This window comes from Paenibacillus sp. WC2504 (assembly GCF_052682475.1).
Map to the genome: position 1 here is coordinate 1943802 of NZ_JBQZFH010000001.1, position 16861 is coordinate 1960662.

Annotated in this window: 14 protein-coding genes; 11 read left to right on the top strand and 3 right to left on the bottom strand. The window is 46.0% G+C overall.

Annotated features, from left to right (window positions below):
* Window positions 1–16 precede the first annotated feature (16 nt).
* From ACUN27_RS08735 to ACUN27_RS08775, 9 genes are all read left to right on the top strand, one after another.
* Complete coding sequence (locus tag ACUN27_RS08735) at window positions 17–1810, top strand: cache domain-containing sensor histidine kinase (RefSeq protein WP_315951983.1); 1794 nt, start codon at window positions 17–19, stop codon at window positions 1808–1810.
* A complete protein-coding gene (locus ACUN27_RS08740; RefSeq protein ID WP_315951982.1) occupies window positions 1788–3389 on the top strand; it encodes a response regulator in 1602 nt (533 codons plus the stop codon). The genes ACUN27_RS08735 and ACUN27_RS08740 overlap by 23 nt, the downstream gene beginning before the upstream one ends.
* Before the next feature lie 270 nt (window positions 3390–3659).
* Entirely contained in the window at window positions 3660–5003 is a 1344-nt protein-coding gene (locus tag ACUN27_RS08745; protein WP_315951980.1) for an ABC transporter substrate-binding protein, read from the top strand.
* Window positions 5004–5094: 91 nt separating this feature from the next.
* Entirely contained in the window at window positions 5095–5997 is a 903-nt protein-coding gene (locus ACUN27_RS08750; protein ID WP_445558759.1) for a carbohydrate ABC transporter permease, read from the top strand.
* Window position 5998: 1 nt separating this feature from the next.
* The gene (locus ACUN27_RS08755) at window positions 5999–6829 is read left to right on the top strand and encodes a carbohydrate ABC transporter permease (protein WP_315951977.1); all 831 of its coding nucleotides are present in this window, start codon (window positions 5999–6001) and stop codon (window positions 6827–6829) included.
* Window positions 6830–6862: 33 nt separating this feature from the next.
* Entirely contained in the window at window positions 6863–8017 is a 1155-nt protein-coding gene (locus ACUN27_RS08760) for a glycoside hydrolase family 88 protein (RefSeq protein ID WP_445558760.1), read from the top strand.
* A 19-nt stretch (window positions 8018–8036) separates the two neighbouring features.
* Window positions 8037–9611, top strand: coding sequence for a glycoside hydrolase family 43 protein (locus tag ACUN27_RS08765; protein WP_445558761.1), 1575 nt, complete (start codon window positions 8037–8039; stop codon window positions 9609–9611).
* 172 nt (window positions 9612–9783) lie between these two features.
* Window positions 9784–10209 (top strand): NfeD family protein, encoded by a 426-nt coding sequence (locus ACUN27_RS08770; protein ID WP_315951974.1) that lies wholly within the window; start codon window positions 9784–9786, stop codon window positions 10207–10209.
* A 1-nt stretch (window position 10210) separates the two neighbouring features.
* The gene (locus ACUN27_RS08775; RefSeq protein WP_315951973.1) at window positions 10211–11152 is read left to right on the top strand and encodes an SPFH domain-containing protein; all 942 of its coding nucleotides are present in this window, start codon (window positions 10211–10213) and stop codon (window positions 11150–11152) included.
* Between the two features lie 94 nt (window positions 11153–11246).
* On the opposite strand, the gene ACUN27_RS08780 is transcribed toward ACUN27_RS08775, so the two are convergent.
* The 3 genes from ACUN27_RS08780 to ACUN27_RS08790 form a co-directional block, all read right to left on the bottom strand.
* Window positions 11247–11924, bottom strand: coding sequence for an ABC transporter ATP-binding protein (locus tag ACUN27_RS08780; protein ID WP_326061236.1), 678 nt, complete (start codon window positions 11922–11924; stop codon window positions 11247–11249).
* Entirely contained in the window at window positions 11921–13045 is a 1125-nt protein-coding gene (locus ACUN27_RS08785) for an ABC transporter permease (protein ID WP_326061237.1), read from the bottom strand. The genes ACUN27_RS08780 and ACUN27_RS08785 overlap by 4 nt, the downstream gene beginning before the upstream one ends.
* 149 nt (window positions 13046–13194) lie before the next feature.
* Entirely contained in the window at window positions 13195–14055 is an 861-nt protein-coding gene (locus ACUN27_RS08790; RefSeq protein WP_326061238.1) for an AraC family transcriptional regulator, read from the bottom strand.
* A gap of 163 nt (window positions 14056–14218) precedes the next feature.
* Between ACUN27_RS08790 and ACUN27_RS08795 the strand changes: the two genes are divergently transcribed.
* Together ACUN27_RS08795 and ACUN27_RS08800 are read left to right on the top strand one after the other, a co-directional pair.
* Window positions 14219–15604: a family 4 glycosyl hydrolase gene (locus tag ACUN27_RS08795; RefSeq protein WP_326061239.1), complete on the top strand. Its 1386-nt coding sequence runs from the start codon at window positions 14219–14221 to the stop codon at window positions 15602–15604.
* Window positions 15605–15619: 15 nt separating this feature from the next.
* Entirely contained in the window at window positions 15620–16852 is a 1233-nt protein-coding gene (locus tag ACUN27_RS08800) for an oligogalacturonate lyase family protein (RefSeq protein WP_315951966.1), read from the top strand.
* Window positions 16853–16861: the final 9 nt, after the last annotated feature.

The window sequence follows — 16861 nt, forward strand, 5'->3', positions numbered from 1 at the left end:
ATGAGGCGGCTCACAGATGGCATCGAACCCTTTTCGGATGCACAAAAGCATTTTTGCCAAATTTACACTCTCTTTCATTTCGGTAGGTCTTATCCCGCTGCTCATTCTTAGTTATATTTCTCTGCAGACGTTCAGCGGCTTCATGGAGCGTTATGCGACGAATAACTATGAGCAAATGTTACTGTTTGCCAGCCGAAATGTGGACGATATGTTCGTCAAATACAACAATATTTCAAAACTCATGTACTCCTACGGAGTTGGCGGTCTCTATGGTCAGTTGGGACAAGCAGTTGCAGCGCAAAGCAAGGAAAAAGATATCCGATTGACGATGACTATTAACGATTTCTTGCAAACGGTGTTATATACAGAACGTAATCTGCAAAGTGTCTTTTTTGTTCTGCCAAACGGGACTTTTGAAAGCCTATCTAAGAACAATGTTGCTCTGGATTACCAATATGCATATCCAAAGGTCGAATGGAAAGAGCAGACGAAGCTCAACCGTAACGGACTCAGCTTTTTTCCGACCCACAAGCAGGATTATTTTCTTGGGGCCACGGATCCAGTGATGACGTTTGGACGCAACCTTACGGATGTACTGGGCTCGTCCAAGGTAGAAGGTGATATTGTTGGTACCTTTTACATGGACGTAGGGCTTGATGCGTTTACTGAAATTTTTAAACAAATGGTCCTGAATAAACAAGATACCGTCTACGTGGTAGATGATCAGGGAATTATCCTTTACAGTAATCAACCTGAACGAATCGGTACTGTTTTCCATGCGAATACGTCGGACGATTTCTTGCATCTACAACAGGCTACAGCAGAGAATAATATTAAAATTATCGGTGAGTTTTATAAAAAAGAAATGTTCCTCAAGGTCGAACAGCTCTTACGGACGATTACGATCGTCATTGGTCTTTGTATCGTTTCGTTAATTGTGGTTGCGGTTTGGTTCTCGAATCGCTTCTCCAATCCAATTCGCAGCATTACCCGGGAAATGTCGAAGGTGGAGTCCGGTAATTTCGATACCAAGGTGACGGTGAAGACAGCAGATGAGTTGGGGCTTCTTTCCCACGGCTTTAACAAAATGGTGGGACGGCTGAAGGAATACATTGACGTCGTGTATGTTGCGCAGATTAAACAGAAGCAAGCGGAGCTGAATGCATTAAAAAGCCAGATCAGGCCGCATTATTTGTACAATACCTTGGAAGTGATTCGGATGAGTGCTGTTGCGGAAGATGCGAATGAGGTGGGTGATATGATTTTGTCATTATCCCATCAACTCAAGTATGTACTCGATTACGGGGAAGAAACCGTTACAATCAAGTCTGAGAAGACCAATGTGGAGCAATACTTTCAATTGATGGTTATCAGGTACGGCGAGCATAGGTTAGGTTTAGATTTCCGGTTCGATGCGGATTTAATGGACTGTGCGATTCCGAAGCTATCCCTGCAGCCGATCGTCGAAAATGCCATTTATCATGGTATTATGCCAAAGTCAGGGAAAGGCACCATTCGTATTTCAATTGAAAAGCTGCCGGATAATCTGCTTAGTGTGACGGTGGATGACGATGGTGTAGGGATGAGCGAAGATACACTTGAACGAGTTCGATTAAAGTTGGCTAAGGGCAGCTCGCTAGATATAGGGAGCAGTATAGGGCTCATTAATGTCCATGAACGCATCGTGGGGCTGTATGGGCACGGTTTTGGCATTGAGATCAACAGCAGCCAACATATTGGTACTACTGTCCGTCTAGTCATTCCGTTAACGAAAGAGGTGAGTGTCCATGTTGAACGCCATTCTAGCTGATGATGAACCGATCATTATCAAAGGGTTGAAAAAGCTTATTCCATGGGGAGAGCTAGGCATTACGATCGTCGGTGAAGCCCTGACTGGAAAAAGTCTTATGGAGCAAATTGAAGACAAATTGCCTGATCTTGTCATCACCGATATTAGCATGCCAGATGGTTCGGGCATCGATGTGATGAAGGAAGTACAACGGCGGCAGTTGCATACGAAAATTATTTTCGTCAGTGCGTATCAGGAGTTTTCTTATGCCAAGGATGCATTAGCCTTCGGAGCGGTTGATTATTTGGTGAAGCCGATTGAGAAAAGCCTGCTGCTCGAGGCAGTAAGCAAAGCAATGACGCAGCTGAAGGAAGCGAATGAGGATCTATCCTCCAAGGGGAAGCTGGCGGTTTATGAGCAAAAAGATAAGAAGACACAACTCGAGGAGCTGTTTGATCGGCTTACCCAAGGGGATATTCGGTGGGAGGAAGCGCAGCGCAAGCTTCAGAGCTTGAACACGCAGTTTACGGCTTCATGTTTCAGCGTACTGTATGTGGAGCTTGCTCATGTACAGCTACAGGATGGCAGATGGGGCGAGCATGAGAAGCGTCTATTAGTATTTGCAGTATCCAATCTGGCAGATGAGTTGATCCAACAGTATGGCAGCGGCCTCGTTATTCGAAAAGGCGAAAATTTATGCGTTATCGTGAACCACTTGGGCATAGAGGATAATTTGCAGCATCTCGCGAGCGAAATGCGGGATAAGATTTCCTATTATCTTAAAATTAATGTGACGATATGTATCGGTAAGCCGGCCCACAGTCTGCAAGAACTAAGGCAATCCTATATGTCGGCTGTCGAGACGATGAACTATAGCTATTTTGAAAAGGAAGGAACGATTCTGTCCTGGTACCAAAATGAACGGCGTGACGGCTCAGATCATCTCTTGGCAGATGCCAAGTTGGCTGTGATGAAAGCGGTCATTGCCAAGGACAAGCAACAGGTGCAGGAGCTGTTGGGGAACTTATTTGATCATGCTGCAAGCAACGCTAATGGTCGCAAAGAATCGGCCGTATTAATCGTATATACCATGCTGACGGACTTAATGGAGGAGATGTCGGCTGTCGGGATTGACCTTCAGGTGTCGCCGGAGCAGCGGAAAGATTGGCAGCAGCGCATGCATCAATTTTACCGTTTTCGCGATCTCACCGATTTCATATCTGATCGCATAATGGACATACTGGAACAAGTAAACACTGCAGGCGGCAGCCGCGAAGCGCAGCAGATGAAGATGATTAAGGAATACATTGAGGAGCACTATAGCGAGAATATCACGCTGGAAAGCATGGCTTCCCAAGTGTTTATGAATCCATATTATTTTAGCAGCTTCTTTAAGAAGCACACGAATGAGAATTTTAAGCAGTACGTCACAAACATTCGGATGAAAAATGCCGTCCGCTTACTTTTGCAAACGGATCTGCTCGTTTATGAAATTGCAGAGCGGGTGGGCTATCATAATCCAAGGCAATTCAGCGATATGTTCAAGAAAAGTTATGGCAAGCTTCCGCAAGAATATAAGAGTCAAATCAAAGGTAACTAGTCAGGAATTCTAATTGTAGGGGAGAACAGCTTCTGCTTGGCTTCTTTTTGAAGCGTTGGCGGAAGCTGTTTTTCATATTCGATGATCTCCCTAGCCTTCGTTCACACCTTCTTAAATTCATGCATATCAAGCTTAAAAAACTTCATTCTAAACGATTTTGTCGTATGTTAGTCTTAAATCAGCAACAGAACAGCACCTGATGAGTCGAGAAATCAAATAGCTTGAGATGTTCACAAGAAGCTAGATATTAAAGGGAGGTTACTTTCTACCATGGTTAAAACTTTTTCTAAAATACTCGTCGGATCGACAGCTTTAGCACTCATTTTGGCAGGCTGCGGTAACAACAGTGATTCCGCAACTTCAACGTCAAGCGCCGCTCCGGCTGGCACAGCTGCAGCGACAGCGGCTCCGAAGAAAGACGTAACATTCAGCGTCATTTATGCAACTGGCGATCCAGCGACCAAACAAGCTGTGGTTGATTCCATTGCTGCTTACACGAAAGCAAATCCGAACGTTAAAATCAAAGATTTGAGTGAAACGACGACAGCGGCTTATCTCGACTTTTTGAAAACGAAAGATGCGGTTGGCGAATTCCCTGATCTTGTCGAAATGCGTGATACCCAATTGTTCGCGGACGCTGGCAAGTTGGCTGAACTTCCTAAAGATCTACAAGGTTTGTTTGAAAGCGTACCGCAAGTAAACGGCAAAGTATACAATGCGCCAATCTCGCTGCCTGCACCCCAAGGGATTATTTATAGCAAGAAAGCTTACGCGGATGCAGGGATTACGGAAGAGCCTAAAACGTATGCAGATTTCCTCGCGGCTCAAGAAAAACTGAAAGCAAAAGGGATTTCCCCCATCGTTGTTGGCGGTAAAGATATTTTCCACTGGGGCTTCTGGGTCAATAAATTCTTGATTGACGAAGTGTACATCAATGATGCGGATTGGAACGCTAAGCGTTCTGAAGGTAAAGTGAGCTTTACGGATCCAGGTCCAGCGAAAGCGATGCAACTGATGACGGATCTGTTCACGAAAGGTTATGTAGATAAAGGGTACATGAGTACGGCGGATAATCAGACGGCTTCCATGCTCGTAACAGGCAAAGCAGCAAGCTTGTTCTCCGGTCCTTGGATGTTCCCAACGATCGCACAAGCGGATCCGAAATTTGATTTCGGATGGTACCCGGTACCGGATCAAAAAGGTGCAGTAAACGTAGTTGGCCTTGCTCAACCCGCAGGTTGGTCTCTGTCAGCTAATGCAGCGAAAGATGCAGATAAAACAGCTGCGATCTCGGATTTCATCAAATTCTTCTTCAGCAAAGAGCAATACCCGAAATACCTGAAAGTGGCAAGTGCCATTCCATCAACGAAAGAAAAAATGACCTATGATGCTTCACCTCAATTGCAAGAAGTGCTAACGATGATGGCGGATCCGAACGTGAAAAAATCACTTCAAATAAACAACTTCTGGGGAGCTAACCAAATCCCGCCGCAATTCCGTAACTGGTTCTACAAATCTGTTCAAGATTGGTTAGTTAAAGGTGATTTCAGTGCTGATTACTTGAAAAAAGCGGATGCTGAATGGGACACGGAAGTGAAGGCAATGAAAAAATAACAAACAAAAAGGCTGCAAACGGAGAACCTCTGCGTCACTTGCGGAGGTTTTCCTGCTACTGCCTTCAACATTCAATAGGAGGCATAAGAGAATGAGCACCATACAGCCTGTAAAGAGAAAAAGAAAATGGCTAACCTTTTCTGTCGTGTTTATTATTCCTGCTCTAATCCTCTACACCTTATTCGTCATGGTACCGACAGCGAGCAGTATCTACCTTAGCTTTACTTCCTGGGATGGCGTTAGTCCTGATATTCGTTTCATTGGTTTCGATAACTTCGTAGAGATGTGGCACAGTGAGCGTGTTCATAACGCGCTGAAAAATACATTAATATTGTCGGTCGTCTTAGTTGTTATAGAAAATGCCGTTGCCTTGCTGCTGGCGATGCTGGTCGATCAGGTGAAATGGTTCCGTAACTTGTTTCGCAGTATTTTTTACTTTCCAACGCTTCTCAGCGGGATTGTTATGGGATTTGTCTGGACGATTATTTTGAATTACAACTTTGGTGTCGTTACGCAATTACTCGATAAACTGCATCTTTCCTTCTTAAAGGTTGATTGGCTTGGAAATCCGGATTACGCATTGATTGCTATCATTTTCGCAACGGTATGGAAAGGCGCCGGCTATTATATGATTATTTATTTGGCTGGGTTGCAGGGTATTCCACCAGAGCTATCGGAAGCGGCTAGTATAGACGGTGCGAACCGCTGGCAGCAATTCCGGCACATCACATTTCCGCTGCTGGCAGGTGCCTTTACGGTGTGCATGATGTTATCGATGATTGCGTCCCTCAAAATATTTGATCAGATCGCCGTCATGACGGACGGAGGGCCTGGTTTTGCAACAGAAACACTGACTTACATTATTTATAAAGTCGGATTTGGCGAATTACGTCAAGGATTCGGAACTGCATTATCCCTTGTTCTCTTTATTCTGATTCTTATCGTATCACTCATTCAAATTAAGCTGCTTCGCAGCAGGGAGGTGCAGTTATAAGATGAGAAGACAGAAAAGTATACTGGAGATTCTCCTCTTTGTCCTGACGCTGGTCCTTGCCATTATCTTCTTCTTCCCGATCTATTTCAGCTTGATTTCCGCCTTTAAAAGCAATGGAGCCATTCTGCGGGATGCAATCTCATTTCCAACCAGCTGGTACGTGGACAGCTTCGTGTATCTGTGGACCAAAACCGATTTCCCTAGAGCGATGGTCAACTCTATCATTTTAACAGTAAGCTCAATTGTAGCGATGATTGCGGTCATCCCCATGGCGGCGTACGCCATTGAACGGACGAATAAAAGATGGACGAATATGGTTTATGTTTACTTTCTTGCGGGTATGATGATTCCATTTCAAGTCTATATGATTCCACTGTTCAAAGAGATGAAAATGATAGGTTTCTACGGCACATTGAGCGCACCGATTCTCATCTACATTTCCGGCTCCGTCGGGTTCGGTGTGCTGCTTTATACAAGTTTTCTAAAAGGGGTACCACGTGAAATTGAGGAAGCGGCTGAGATCGACGGTTGTTCCAAATACGGCATTTTCTGGAGGATCGTATTTCCACTGCTTGGGCCGTGTACAGCTAGCTTGGTTGTGCTGAACGGTCTCGGCATTTGGAACGACTTCCTGATGCCTAGTTTGGTGCTGCCTTCGGATAAGCCCAAAACGATGATCGTCGAAATTTTCGGCTTCGTCGGCGAATTTGCTTCTCAGTGGGACATGGTTTTCGCAGGCACTGCGATTTCAATTATCCCTGTCCTGATCGCATTCATCGCGCTACAGAAGTACTTTGTCAAAGGGATTGCCGCAGGTGCAACGAAAGGTTAATCACTAAACAATGGGGAAAGTAGGCAAAAACGTATGTTAAAAGAGCAGGATCAAAGCTGGTTGAATGAAGTCATTGATCGGATTTCGACGAAAATGGACTGGGTTAGCGAAAAGTCCAAGTATAAAATTCCGTATACGACGATTAACGGAACACATGATAATCGTATCGTGGATAATCCTACAGGTACGGAGACAGATGAAATTAATTGGTGGACGAATGGCTTCTGGGGCGGAATGATGTGGCTTATGCATCACGAAACCGGCCAAGAGAAATATAAAGAAATCGCGCAAATTTCAGAAAAAGAATTAGATCGTTGTTTTGAGGAATTTTATGGACTGCATCATGATGTTGGATTTATGTGGCTGCCGACGAGTGTGGCCAATTATAAAGTGACGAAGAATCCGGAATCTCGCAAGAGAGCGCTGCATGCCGCTGTCCTGCTTGCAGGTCGTTTTAATTTGGCAGGAGGCTATATTCGCGCATGGAACGACTTAGAAGGCTCCGATACAAGAGGATGGGCAATTATTGATTGCATGTTTAATATTCCGCTGCTGTACTGGGCTTCGGAAGAAACCGGTGATCCGCGGTTCAAGCAAATCGCGATGAAGCATGCCGATACGGCGATGACGGCGTTTGTTCGGGCAGATGGATCTGTGAACCACATCGTAGAATTTGATCCGTTTGAAGGTGGTGTGATCAGATCGTACGGAGGACAAGGGTATGAAGAAGGCTCTTCCTGGACGAGAGGGCAGACCTGGGCTTTGTATGGGTATATGATGAGTTATATGCATACGCAAAAGGAAGACTATTTGCAAACCGCGAAACGGATTGCCAATTATTTTATCGCGAACATTCCTGAGGATGGCGTGATTCCGGTTGATTTCCGACAGCCGAAGGAACCGAAGCTGGAAGATGATACAGCTGCAGCCATTGCGGCGTGTGGTCTGATTGAAATTGCGAAAGTCGTAGGCGAGCATGAAAAGGATCTGTACCTCGGCGCTGCGTTGAAGTTGCTCAAAACGCTGGATAGTAGCCGAATTGATTGGTCAACGGGTAGCGATAGCCTCATTCAATTCGGTTCAGCTGCCTATCATTTGGCGAATCATCATCACGCAATTATTTACGGCGATTACTATTTCATGGAAGCGATTTTCAAGCTTAAAGGGAACGATTTGTATTTGTGGTAGTGAAAAGGAGCATGACAATATGATTCAAAATCCAATTCTGCGAGGCTTTAACCCGGATGCATCGATCATTCGGGTTGAAGATGATTATTATATCGCAACCTCTACCTTCGAATGGTTCCCTGGCGTGCTGATTCATCATTCCAAGGACTTGATGAACTGGAGGCCGTTGACACGTCCACTAGATCGCGTGAGTCAACTTGATTTGCGCGGAGTGCCAAGCTCAGGCGGCATTTGGGCGCCTTCCTTAAGCTACGACAAGGGTACTTACTATCTTTGCTTTACGAATGTGGTTGGCCGAAAAGGTGTATATAAAGATCTGCACAACTATATCGTGACGGCGTCTTCGATTGAAGGACCTTGGTCGGAACCGATCTATTTGAATTCCAGCGGTTTCGATCACTGCTTGTTCCACGACACGGATGGCCGCAAGTATCTGTTTAATATGCAGTGGGATTTTCGCAAAAATAAAAATCGGTTCGCTGGCATTATCATGCAGGAGTTCTGTCCAAAGGAAGGCAAGCTGATCGGAGAGATCAAGCTGATTACCGAAGGGACAGATTTGGGTGTAACGGAAGGCCCGATGGTGTATAAAAAGGACGGTTACTACTATTTGCTGGTAGCTGAAGGGGGAACGGGTCCGATGCACGCCGCCACCCTTATGCGTTCAACTTCCGTAGTGGGTCCCTATGAAGTTGATCCGGACTACCCGATGATCACAACAAGAAATACCCCGGATCATCCGCTGCAAAATGCAGGCCATGGTTCCTTGGTGGAAACGCAGCTAGGGGATTGGTACATGGTATTTATTTGTTCTCGTCCTCTTCCGGACGGCAACAAACTCAGTCCACTAGGACGAGAAACCTCCCTTCAGAAAGTAACGTGGACGCCGGAAGGCTGGTTGCAGCTGGCCGCAGGCGGAAAGCAGCCGCAGCTGCACATTCCTGAGACTGAGTTGACGCCTCATCCGTTTGATCCGGACCCGATCCGCGATGATTTTGACGAAGGGAAGCTCAGCGTGCATTGGCACACACTGCGCGTCCCAGCTGATGAGTCATGGTTAAGCTTATCCGAGCGTCCTGGCTATTTGAGGCTCAAGGGGAGAGAGTCGCTTACCTCTTTGCACCACCAAAGCCTAGTGGCAAGACGCATTCAAAGCTTTACTTGTGAGATCGTGACATGCGTGGCGTATGAGCCGCAAGCTTTTACACAAATGGCGGGCCTTGTGTTTTATTATGATGAGTCCGATCATTACTATCTTCGCATCTCCCACGATGACCAAGTCGGCAAGCATCTGGCGATTATCGTTAGCGATCAGGGGCAGTATGATGAATTAGACACGTATGTGCCAGTTCCTGAAGGGCAGGTATATCTCAAAGCCGCAATGACTTTCGATAAAATTCAATTCTTTTATTGTTTAGACGGTCAGTCGTGGCAGCCAATTGGTCTGACGTTGTACTCCGGTAATCTTGCCGACAGCTACCAAAGCAAATTATCCTTTACCGGCGCTTTCGTTGGTCTTTGCGCACAGGATTTGCGAGGAACCCGCCTGCATGCGGACTTCGATTTCTTTGATTACATGGAGCTTGATGCCTAGGTTTTGCAGCTAAAAGTTTATAAAGAAGCCAGTAAACCTTGAGTTTGCTGGTTTTTTGCATTTCTCGTTCCTAAGCAACTGCACCCTTTGTTGTTTTTAATGACATAGTCAAGCCTGATATCACATAAAACTTAACAAGGAATTGATGCTGAAAGCGAGGTGCGGAAATAAATTGCTTTGGTTACTGTGGCTTATTTTGGCTGTGTTGTTTGTGATATTCGAACTTTTTACCGGTACTTTTTTCATGTTAGTTCTAGCAGCCAGTGCTTTTATTTCAATGATCACCGCATTATTCCACCTTTCTTTTCTGATACAACTAGGTGTGTTTACAGTGTGTGCTTTCTTGATTTATGTTTTTCTGTTACCAATCGTTCGCAAGCTAATCCCTTCATCCAATGAAATACTGCCATCCCCCAATCAATTAATAGGCCAAAAGGCATTCGTAATAAGTGATATTAGGCCTGGTGAAGGTGGTTTGGTTAAAGTGAACTCCGATCTGTGGAGCGCATTCGCAGATGAGTTGATTCAAGCAGGTGAAGAAGCGATTGTCATAGATGTTAAAGTCACGAAACTTTATGTAAAAAAGGGGCAGGTGTAATATGGTAGGGGTTATCGTATTTCTATTTCTCATTATTCTCATTGTTATTGTTATCATTAAAGGAATTAGGATTGTTCCTCAACAGACCGTAGCGATTGTTGAAAGAGTAGGGAAGTTTTATAAAACACTGCATGCAGGTATTAACATCATAATCCCAATTATTGATAATGTTCGTAGTCGGCATGATTTAAGAATTCAGCAAGAGAAAGTTCCCTCGCAGTCCGTTATTACAAAAGATAACGTGGCCATTGGTGTCGAGCTCGCAACATTCTTCTCCGTGGTTGATCCTAAATTAGCTACATATGGCATCGCTAATTATGTGCAAGGCATTCATAATATTGTAGCTTCAGCTTTACGCTCCACGATTGGTAAAATGGAACTTGATGAAATTCTTTCGAATCGCGACCGCATTCAGGCTGAACTGCGTCAAGCGCTGGATAATGCTTCTGAAAACTGGGGAGTGAGAATCGATCGAGTGGAAATTTTACAATTAGAGATTCCAATCGATATACAAACTTCCATGGAGAAACAAATGAGAGCTGAACGAGAAAAACGGGCGAATATTTTACAGGCAGAAGGGGAGAAACAAGCTACGGTTCTTCGTGCAGAAGCGCAGCAGTCCGCTGTTATCCTTGCAGCGGAAGCGGAGAAACGACGACAAATTCTTGACGCTGAAGCCAAGCAAAAGTCACAGGAATTAGAAGCTTTAGGACGTGCAGAAGCTATTAAGCTTGTTGCGAATGCAGAGCGTTCACGAATTGAAGCACTAAATGAAGCCGGTCTAAATTCGGAGATTCTTACTTATAAGTCTTTTGAGGCACTTTCCGAGATGGCTAGAGGAGAAGCCTCAACAATCTTCATCCCAACGGATATTGTTAGTACATTAGGCTCAGTTGGAACGATTGCAAAAGTATTCAACTTAGATAAAAATAGCGATAAATAATACAGCTCAGTCTTAGTACGGGATTCCAGAGTTGAAAGTAAGGTATTACAGAAAAGCCTCCAAACCACGTTTAAGATGGGTTTGGAGGCTTACCTTATTTATGGATCAATTTACCATTATCTAGAAAAAGAACTCGATCACAAAGCGACAACACTCGGTCATCATGCGTTACCATAACCGCGCTTTTTCCCTGATCCTTTACTTGCTTCGCGATCATGCTTACTACATCGTGCCCTCGTGACGCATCTAAGCTTGCTGTTGGTTCATCAGCGAACAGGACAGCCGGGTCATTCATTAGGGCTCTTGCGATAGCGACCCGCTGACGTTCCCCCCCAGAAAGCTTCTCAGGATAGGCCGTTCGACGATGAGGTAACCCCATCTTATCGAGCAGTTCTTTGGCTCGTTTGGCTGCCTTCTCCTTGTCCATTCCGGCAAGTTTGGCTACGACCATCAGCTGTTCTTCCACTTTCAAGTATGGAATTAAATTGGCGCTTTGAAAAATAAATCCGATTTTTCGGAGTCGCATTTCAGAAAGTTCTTGTTTGCCTTTGCCAGTGATGGATTCTCCATCGAGTAGAACATCGCCACTTGTCGGTTCAAGAAGTGCTCCTGCTATGGACAGGAATGTACTTTTGCCCGAGCCGGAAGGTCCCATTACCGCGACCAGTTCACCTTCAGCCACTTCAAGATTTAGCTTATCCAAAATCGTTCTTTCGATACCGCCATCCTCAAAAGTCCGTGTAATCGTCTGTAATTCAAGTCTGTTTCTCATGCTGCCGTCCTCCCAATCGCATCCAAAGCGTCAATTTTGGCGACTTTCCACACCGAAAATAGAGATCCAGCCAGAGACATTACTACAAAGGACAAGCAAGTAAGTGCCAAGGTAGTGAAACCTAATTGAAATGGCATAGAACTTGGCAATATAGCCTCAAACAATTGTACCAGCAGGACGCTAATGACCAAACTACCGACCGATAAAATCAAGACCTGCATCGTCACACTTCTGGTTAGATAGGCAGTACGTGTACCAATAGCTTTCAAAATACCAAATTGACTGGTTTTTTGAATCGTAATGACATAGAAGAATACGGCCAGTACAAAAGCGGAAATAATAAACAAGAATCCAATCATCATCAGAAGAGAGCCTTGTTCTTCTTTGTAACCAGGAATCGCTGAGACTGCCTCAGCCTTCGATATTACCTCTGTATTGGGGAGCGCCGCCTGAAGATCCTTAACTCTCTCACTTGAGTCTTTAATCGCAAGCGCATTGTAAACTTGACTCTCTGCTAGCTTAGTTCCTTGACGAGCAGGTGTCTGCGACTGGAGATTAAGCCAGTCCTGTTGATTTAGAAAAACAGCCGGTGTATGGCTGAATGACTCGTTCTTCACAAAGCCATTCACGGTCCATTGTGTTCCCGAGGCTTGATCTACAAGGATTGTGCCTATTTTCACGCCAGAATCAGCCAGCTTTTGATCTACAAGAACATGTCCTTTTGCCTGATCCGAGAGGGGGGAACCTTCTGTTATTGCTGGAGCCAGCCAGCCATTGTTAGTAACTGCGAGCAGTGTAACGTCAATCTTCTCTGTACCCTCGGATCGAATAACCGTAGTCATTTTGACACCAAGTGGTTCCACATTCTCTTTTCCTACTATTAAGCTAGCTTTTTCTAGCTGGTTCTGATCCACCTGAGACCTGGTAAAGCGATGATTAGAATCCTGTTCCAAGACAAAATGAGTTGCTGCCATATTCTTAACGGAAGCCGCGTTATCGTACGCAAGCCCCTGTGCAAGACCAGTGACAAACAGAACAAGAAATGAAACAAGCACCATAATTGTAGCAATTAACGAATACCGAGCCTTGGCAAACCTCATTTCTCGAATAGCCAGATACATTTTTGCTTCCCTCCTTTGTAATAACCTGAGTATAGGAAGTGAAAATGAACGGCGAATGAACAGCATGTTACAGCTGAGAATTCCATGAATGTCTTTTCTCTAGCAATTGCTCCATAACTTAAGGAGTTGGCATTTAGCTTTACATAACTTCATCTCACACCTCTGCGATATTGCAGAGGTGTTTGCTTTACATGGCGCTGAAAAATCCGATAGAAATGCTGCAGATTATTGAACCCAGAACCTAGGGCAACCTCTATAATGGAAAGCTCCGTTTGCTCCAATAGTTTTTTGGCTTCTAATATTCTTCGGTTTAACACATATTCAAATAAAGTAAAATGGGTCGTCTCTTTAAACAAATGGCTTATGTAATATTTACTCAGTCCAAATTTTGCTTGAAGCTGCTCCAGGGAGATCGGTTTGGCGTAATTTTCATCGATATAGAGGATCAATTCCCTGATGTGTGGATTAAAGGCAGGAGACGGCTGCTGCTGGTCTGCCAGTTCCTTAAATCGGATTAGCAGCTGGAGTAAATTCAGCTTTATTTTGGCCCCGGCTAGCGGATCGCAATCGGTCAATCCATGCGCGGACACCATCGTTTTGAATAGAGACGTCAGTGCGCTCCGCTGCTCCGGCTTCGTCTCCACCTTACGAGGACCTTGATGAATTAACCACTCCAAGGTGGGCTCCAGTCCGGCTTCCCGAAGCATCCCTTGAATAAACTCTTTGCTGAAATTAATCACATATCTTGCATAGGGACGGTTCGGCTGGTAGTGGATTCGATGGATCTCGTATTCGTTAATGAAAAAGAAGTCGCCGTCCCGGATCGTGTAATTGTTGTCCCGCACGAAGATTTCAAGGTCCGCCTTGACAAAGAAATCAAGCTCGAAGGCATTATGATAATGGTGAATGACTGGTTTTTTCCCGATTTCCCTATCGTGCGTATAGCTTATGGAGAAAGGCGGGGTTCGGTCGTAAGGAACATCGTAATTAGACATGGTCGTCTGGTCCAACTGCAGGCTCCCTCCTTCAGGAACTAAAGCAACTATAAATATATTATAGCAAGATAGGTGAATGAATGGAGAGAAAAACAAGATAATTGAAGACGCTTTCGCCACTCAGATGGTACGCTTTAATTCGTAAATATCAAGCTCTTACTCTCTGGAGGCGAAAGAGATGGATTCTATGAACTTGACGATAATCGGTGGCGGGAGCGTCAACTGGATGGCAGGGCTCATGCGGGATGTATATTTGTTGGACGAGATTCAAGGTGGTGAAATCAGACTGGTCGACCCGAACCGGGAGCATGTTGAGGCAGTAGCCGCTATGCTGCACACATTTAATCGGCTTCGTAACAAGGAATACCGGGTTCGCATTATGGATGATCGGAAGGAAGCGCTGCAAGGAGCCGACTTCGTACTGACGACGTTCAGTCCAGGAGCGATGGATGCGTTCTGGAATGATTTGGAGCTGCCCATCCAATACGGTATCCGTCAGCCGGTATCGATGACGGTTGGACCATGCGGCATTTCTGCTTCGCTGCGTACGGCACCGGTTGCCTACGAGCTTGTGCAGGAAATGGAGGAAATATGTCCGGGCGCCTGGTTGTTCAATGTGACGAATCCCATGAGTGTCGTCACCCGGGCCATGAACAAAGCGGCCAAGAGTGTTAAGGTCGTCGGCATGTGCCATGAGCTGCACGCGGCTCCGAAATATTTCGGCCCGATGCTTGGCTTGCCCAAGCCTGAGGGCATGAACGTGACTGATTACTTGTATCGCTGGCTCCCAGAGCAAGGATTTCATTATGAGGTTGCAGGGGTCAACCATTTCATATGGCTGACGAAGGCAGAGCTTAATGGCCAGGATGTACGGCCTCGAATCCGAGCGTATGCCCAGGAACATTGGGATATCGAGGACGAAGGAGCCGCAGGAAAGCATGATTCGTTTCACAACAAAAGCGCAGCGAAGCTGGCATTATGCCGTCATTTCGGGTACTTGCCGCTGGCTGGAGACCGCCATCTGATCGAGTTCTATCCAAGTCTGTGCAATGTGAGAAACGGGTACGGCATGAAATACGGCGTGCTTAAAACGACGGTAGACGCTAGGCGCTTGACGAAGGTTCATCAGCTGGACACGATCCGGCAGCTGGCAAGCGGCGTGAAGGAGGTTTCCTGGCAGCGATCCGGCGAAGAAATGACGGAAATCATGAAGGCTATTGTGACTGGCGGCGAGACGCCCGCGATCGTCAACGTCCCGAACGAAGGGCAAATCGGAAACATGCCTAAGGACGTGATCGTGGAGACACTCGCGACGGTCGGATCGAGCGGGATTCACCCGTGGGCCTCAGGTGATCTGCCCGGTCCGGTCGGCAGTCTGTGCAGGCTTCACGCCGATGTGCATGAGCTTACGTTGAAGGCGGCGTTGGAGGGCAGCCGGGAGACGTTGATCGAAGCGTTAAGCCTGGATCCGCTTAGCGGGCTTGCTGATTTCTCCGAGCTCGGGGAGCTGGCTGACAGCTTGCTTCGGGCGAATCGGAGTTGGCTGCCGCGTTTTTTTAACTAGAGGGGAGAGCAAGCAGTGAATACGTTCAAAGGTACCATCTTCAAACATCAATTACAGAAACGCAAGGATGCGCTAACAGGACGGACTGTGACTCAGCTCACTTCGCTGCCTGGAAATCATCATCATTTGTATTTTACGAGCAGCAGCTTCACCGTTGATAACCGGCAAATGCTATATATCAGCGACCCGGGCAGCGGCAATCCGAATTTGTTCAAGTTGTCGCTGGAAGACGGTACGGCTGTTCAGCTTACAGACAATTGTGATGGCTTAATGAAAAGTTACGTGTACTACGACGGAAATCCGTACCGCGGTTTTGCAAAAGCAAGCCCTAGCTTTGCTCCTGCAGATGGCCTTCTGCTATATATTCAAGGCAACGAGGTGCGATTGCTCGATGTAAACGGGTTGGAGGAGAGGGTCATCTATCGACTCCCGGAAAACGTGATGACCGGATTTACGCATTTGTCCGGTGATGGACGATACGCTTGTATCCCTTATATCGATTCTGCAGCTTTCGAGGTTGGAGAAGGCAATCCGTTCAGCTTGATTCGTGAGAAGGTGAAGCGGGACAGCATAAGCTCACAAGTCGTTGTTATCGATACGATCTCAGGGGAGACACTCTACGACTTTTCACATCAAGGCTGGGTGACCCACGTGCAGTTTCACCCGAGTGATCCGCGAATCATCCTGTTCAACCATGAAGGCGGCATGGTCGATCAGCGCATTTGGCTGTATGATCACGGGAAGATATCGAAGGTGAGGGATCAATCGAACGGGGGACAGTCTTTGTGGATTTGCCATGAAATGTGGGCGAATAAAGATCATGCGGTAATTTATCACGGAACCCGTGGCATTCCTAACGATCCGGCAATGAAAGAAGTGGTGAAAGAGCAAGAGCCTATTGTCAGTTTTGTTGGTTATATGGATTCACGGGAAGGGGAGTACACGGAAGTGAGCTTTTTACCTGACATGTCGGCTTATGGACATTTCACGACAAGCACGGACGACTCGCTGCTTGTGACCGACGGCATTATTGATGCTCACAGCATTCATCTGTGCCGGATAGATTGGCTGCGCGCCAAGCTGGACATGACACTTCTCTGTCTCCATAACAGTAGCTTCTCTGTGCAGGACGTGCATCCGCATCCGATTTTCAGCCATAACGACCAGTACGTTCTATTTACCTCGGATGCTCATAATGAACGGACCCAAGGCAACATCTATATCGTTGATTTGCACGAAAATGTATAAATCAAAGGG

Bases quoted from the DNA above. Each gene is read 5' to 3' on its own strand.
- ACUN27_RS08745 (WP_315951980.1), top strand. From the start codon at position 3,660: ATGGTTAAAACTTTTTCTAAAATACTCGTCGGATCGACAGCTTTAGCA.
- ACUN27_RS08750 (WP_445558759.1), top strand. From the start codon at position 5,095: ATGAGCACCATACAGCCTGTAAAGAGAAAAAGAAAATGGCTAACCTTT.
- ACUN27_RS08785 (WP_326061237.1), bottom strand. From the start codon at position 13,045: ATGTATCTGGCTATTCGAGAAATGAGGTTTGCCAAGGCTCGGTATTCG.
- ACUN27_RS08755 (WP_315951977.1), top strand. From the start codon at position 5,999: ATGAGAAGACAGAAAAGTATACTGGAGATTCTCCTCTTTGTCCTGACG.
- ACUN27_RS08795 (WP_326061239.1), top strand. From the start codon at position 14,219: ATGGATTCTATGAACTTGACGATAATCGGTGGCGGGAGCGTCAACTGG.
- ACUN27_RS08775 (WP_315951973.1), top strand. From the start codon at position 10,211: ATGGTAGGGGTTATCGTATTTCTATTTCTCATTATTCTCATTGTTATT.
- ACUN27_RS08760 (WP_445558760.1), top strand. From the start codon at position 6,863: ATGTTAAAAGAGCAGGATCAAAGCTGGTTGAATGAAGTCATTGATCGG.
- ACUN27_RS08740 (WP_315951982.1), top strand. From the start codon at position 1,788: ATGTTGAACGCCATTCTAGCTGATGATGAACCGATCATTATCAAAGGG.
- ACUN27_RS08780 (WP_326061236.1), bottom strand. From the start codon at position 11,924: ATGAGAAACAGACTTGAATTACAGACGATTACACGGACTTTTGAGGAT.
- ACUN27_RS08735 (WP_315951983.1), top strand. From the start codon at position 17: ATGGCATCGAACCCTTTTCGGATGCACAAAAGCATTTTTGCCAAATTT.
- ACUN27_RS08765 (WP_445558761.1), top strand. From the start codon at position 8,037: ATGATTCAAAATCCAATTCTGCGAGGCTTTAACCCGGATGCATCGATC.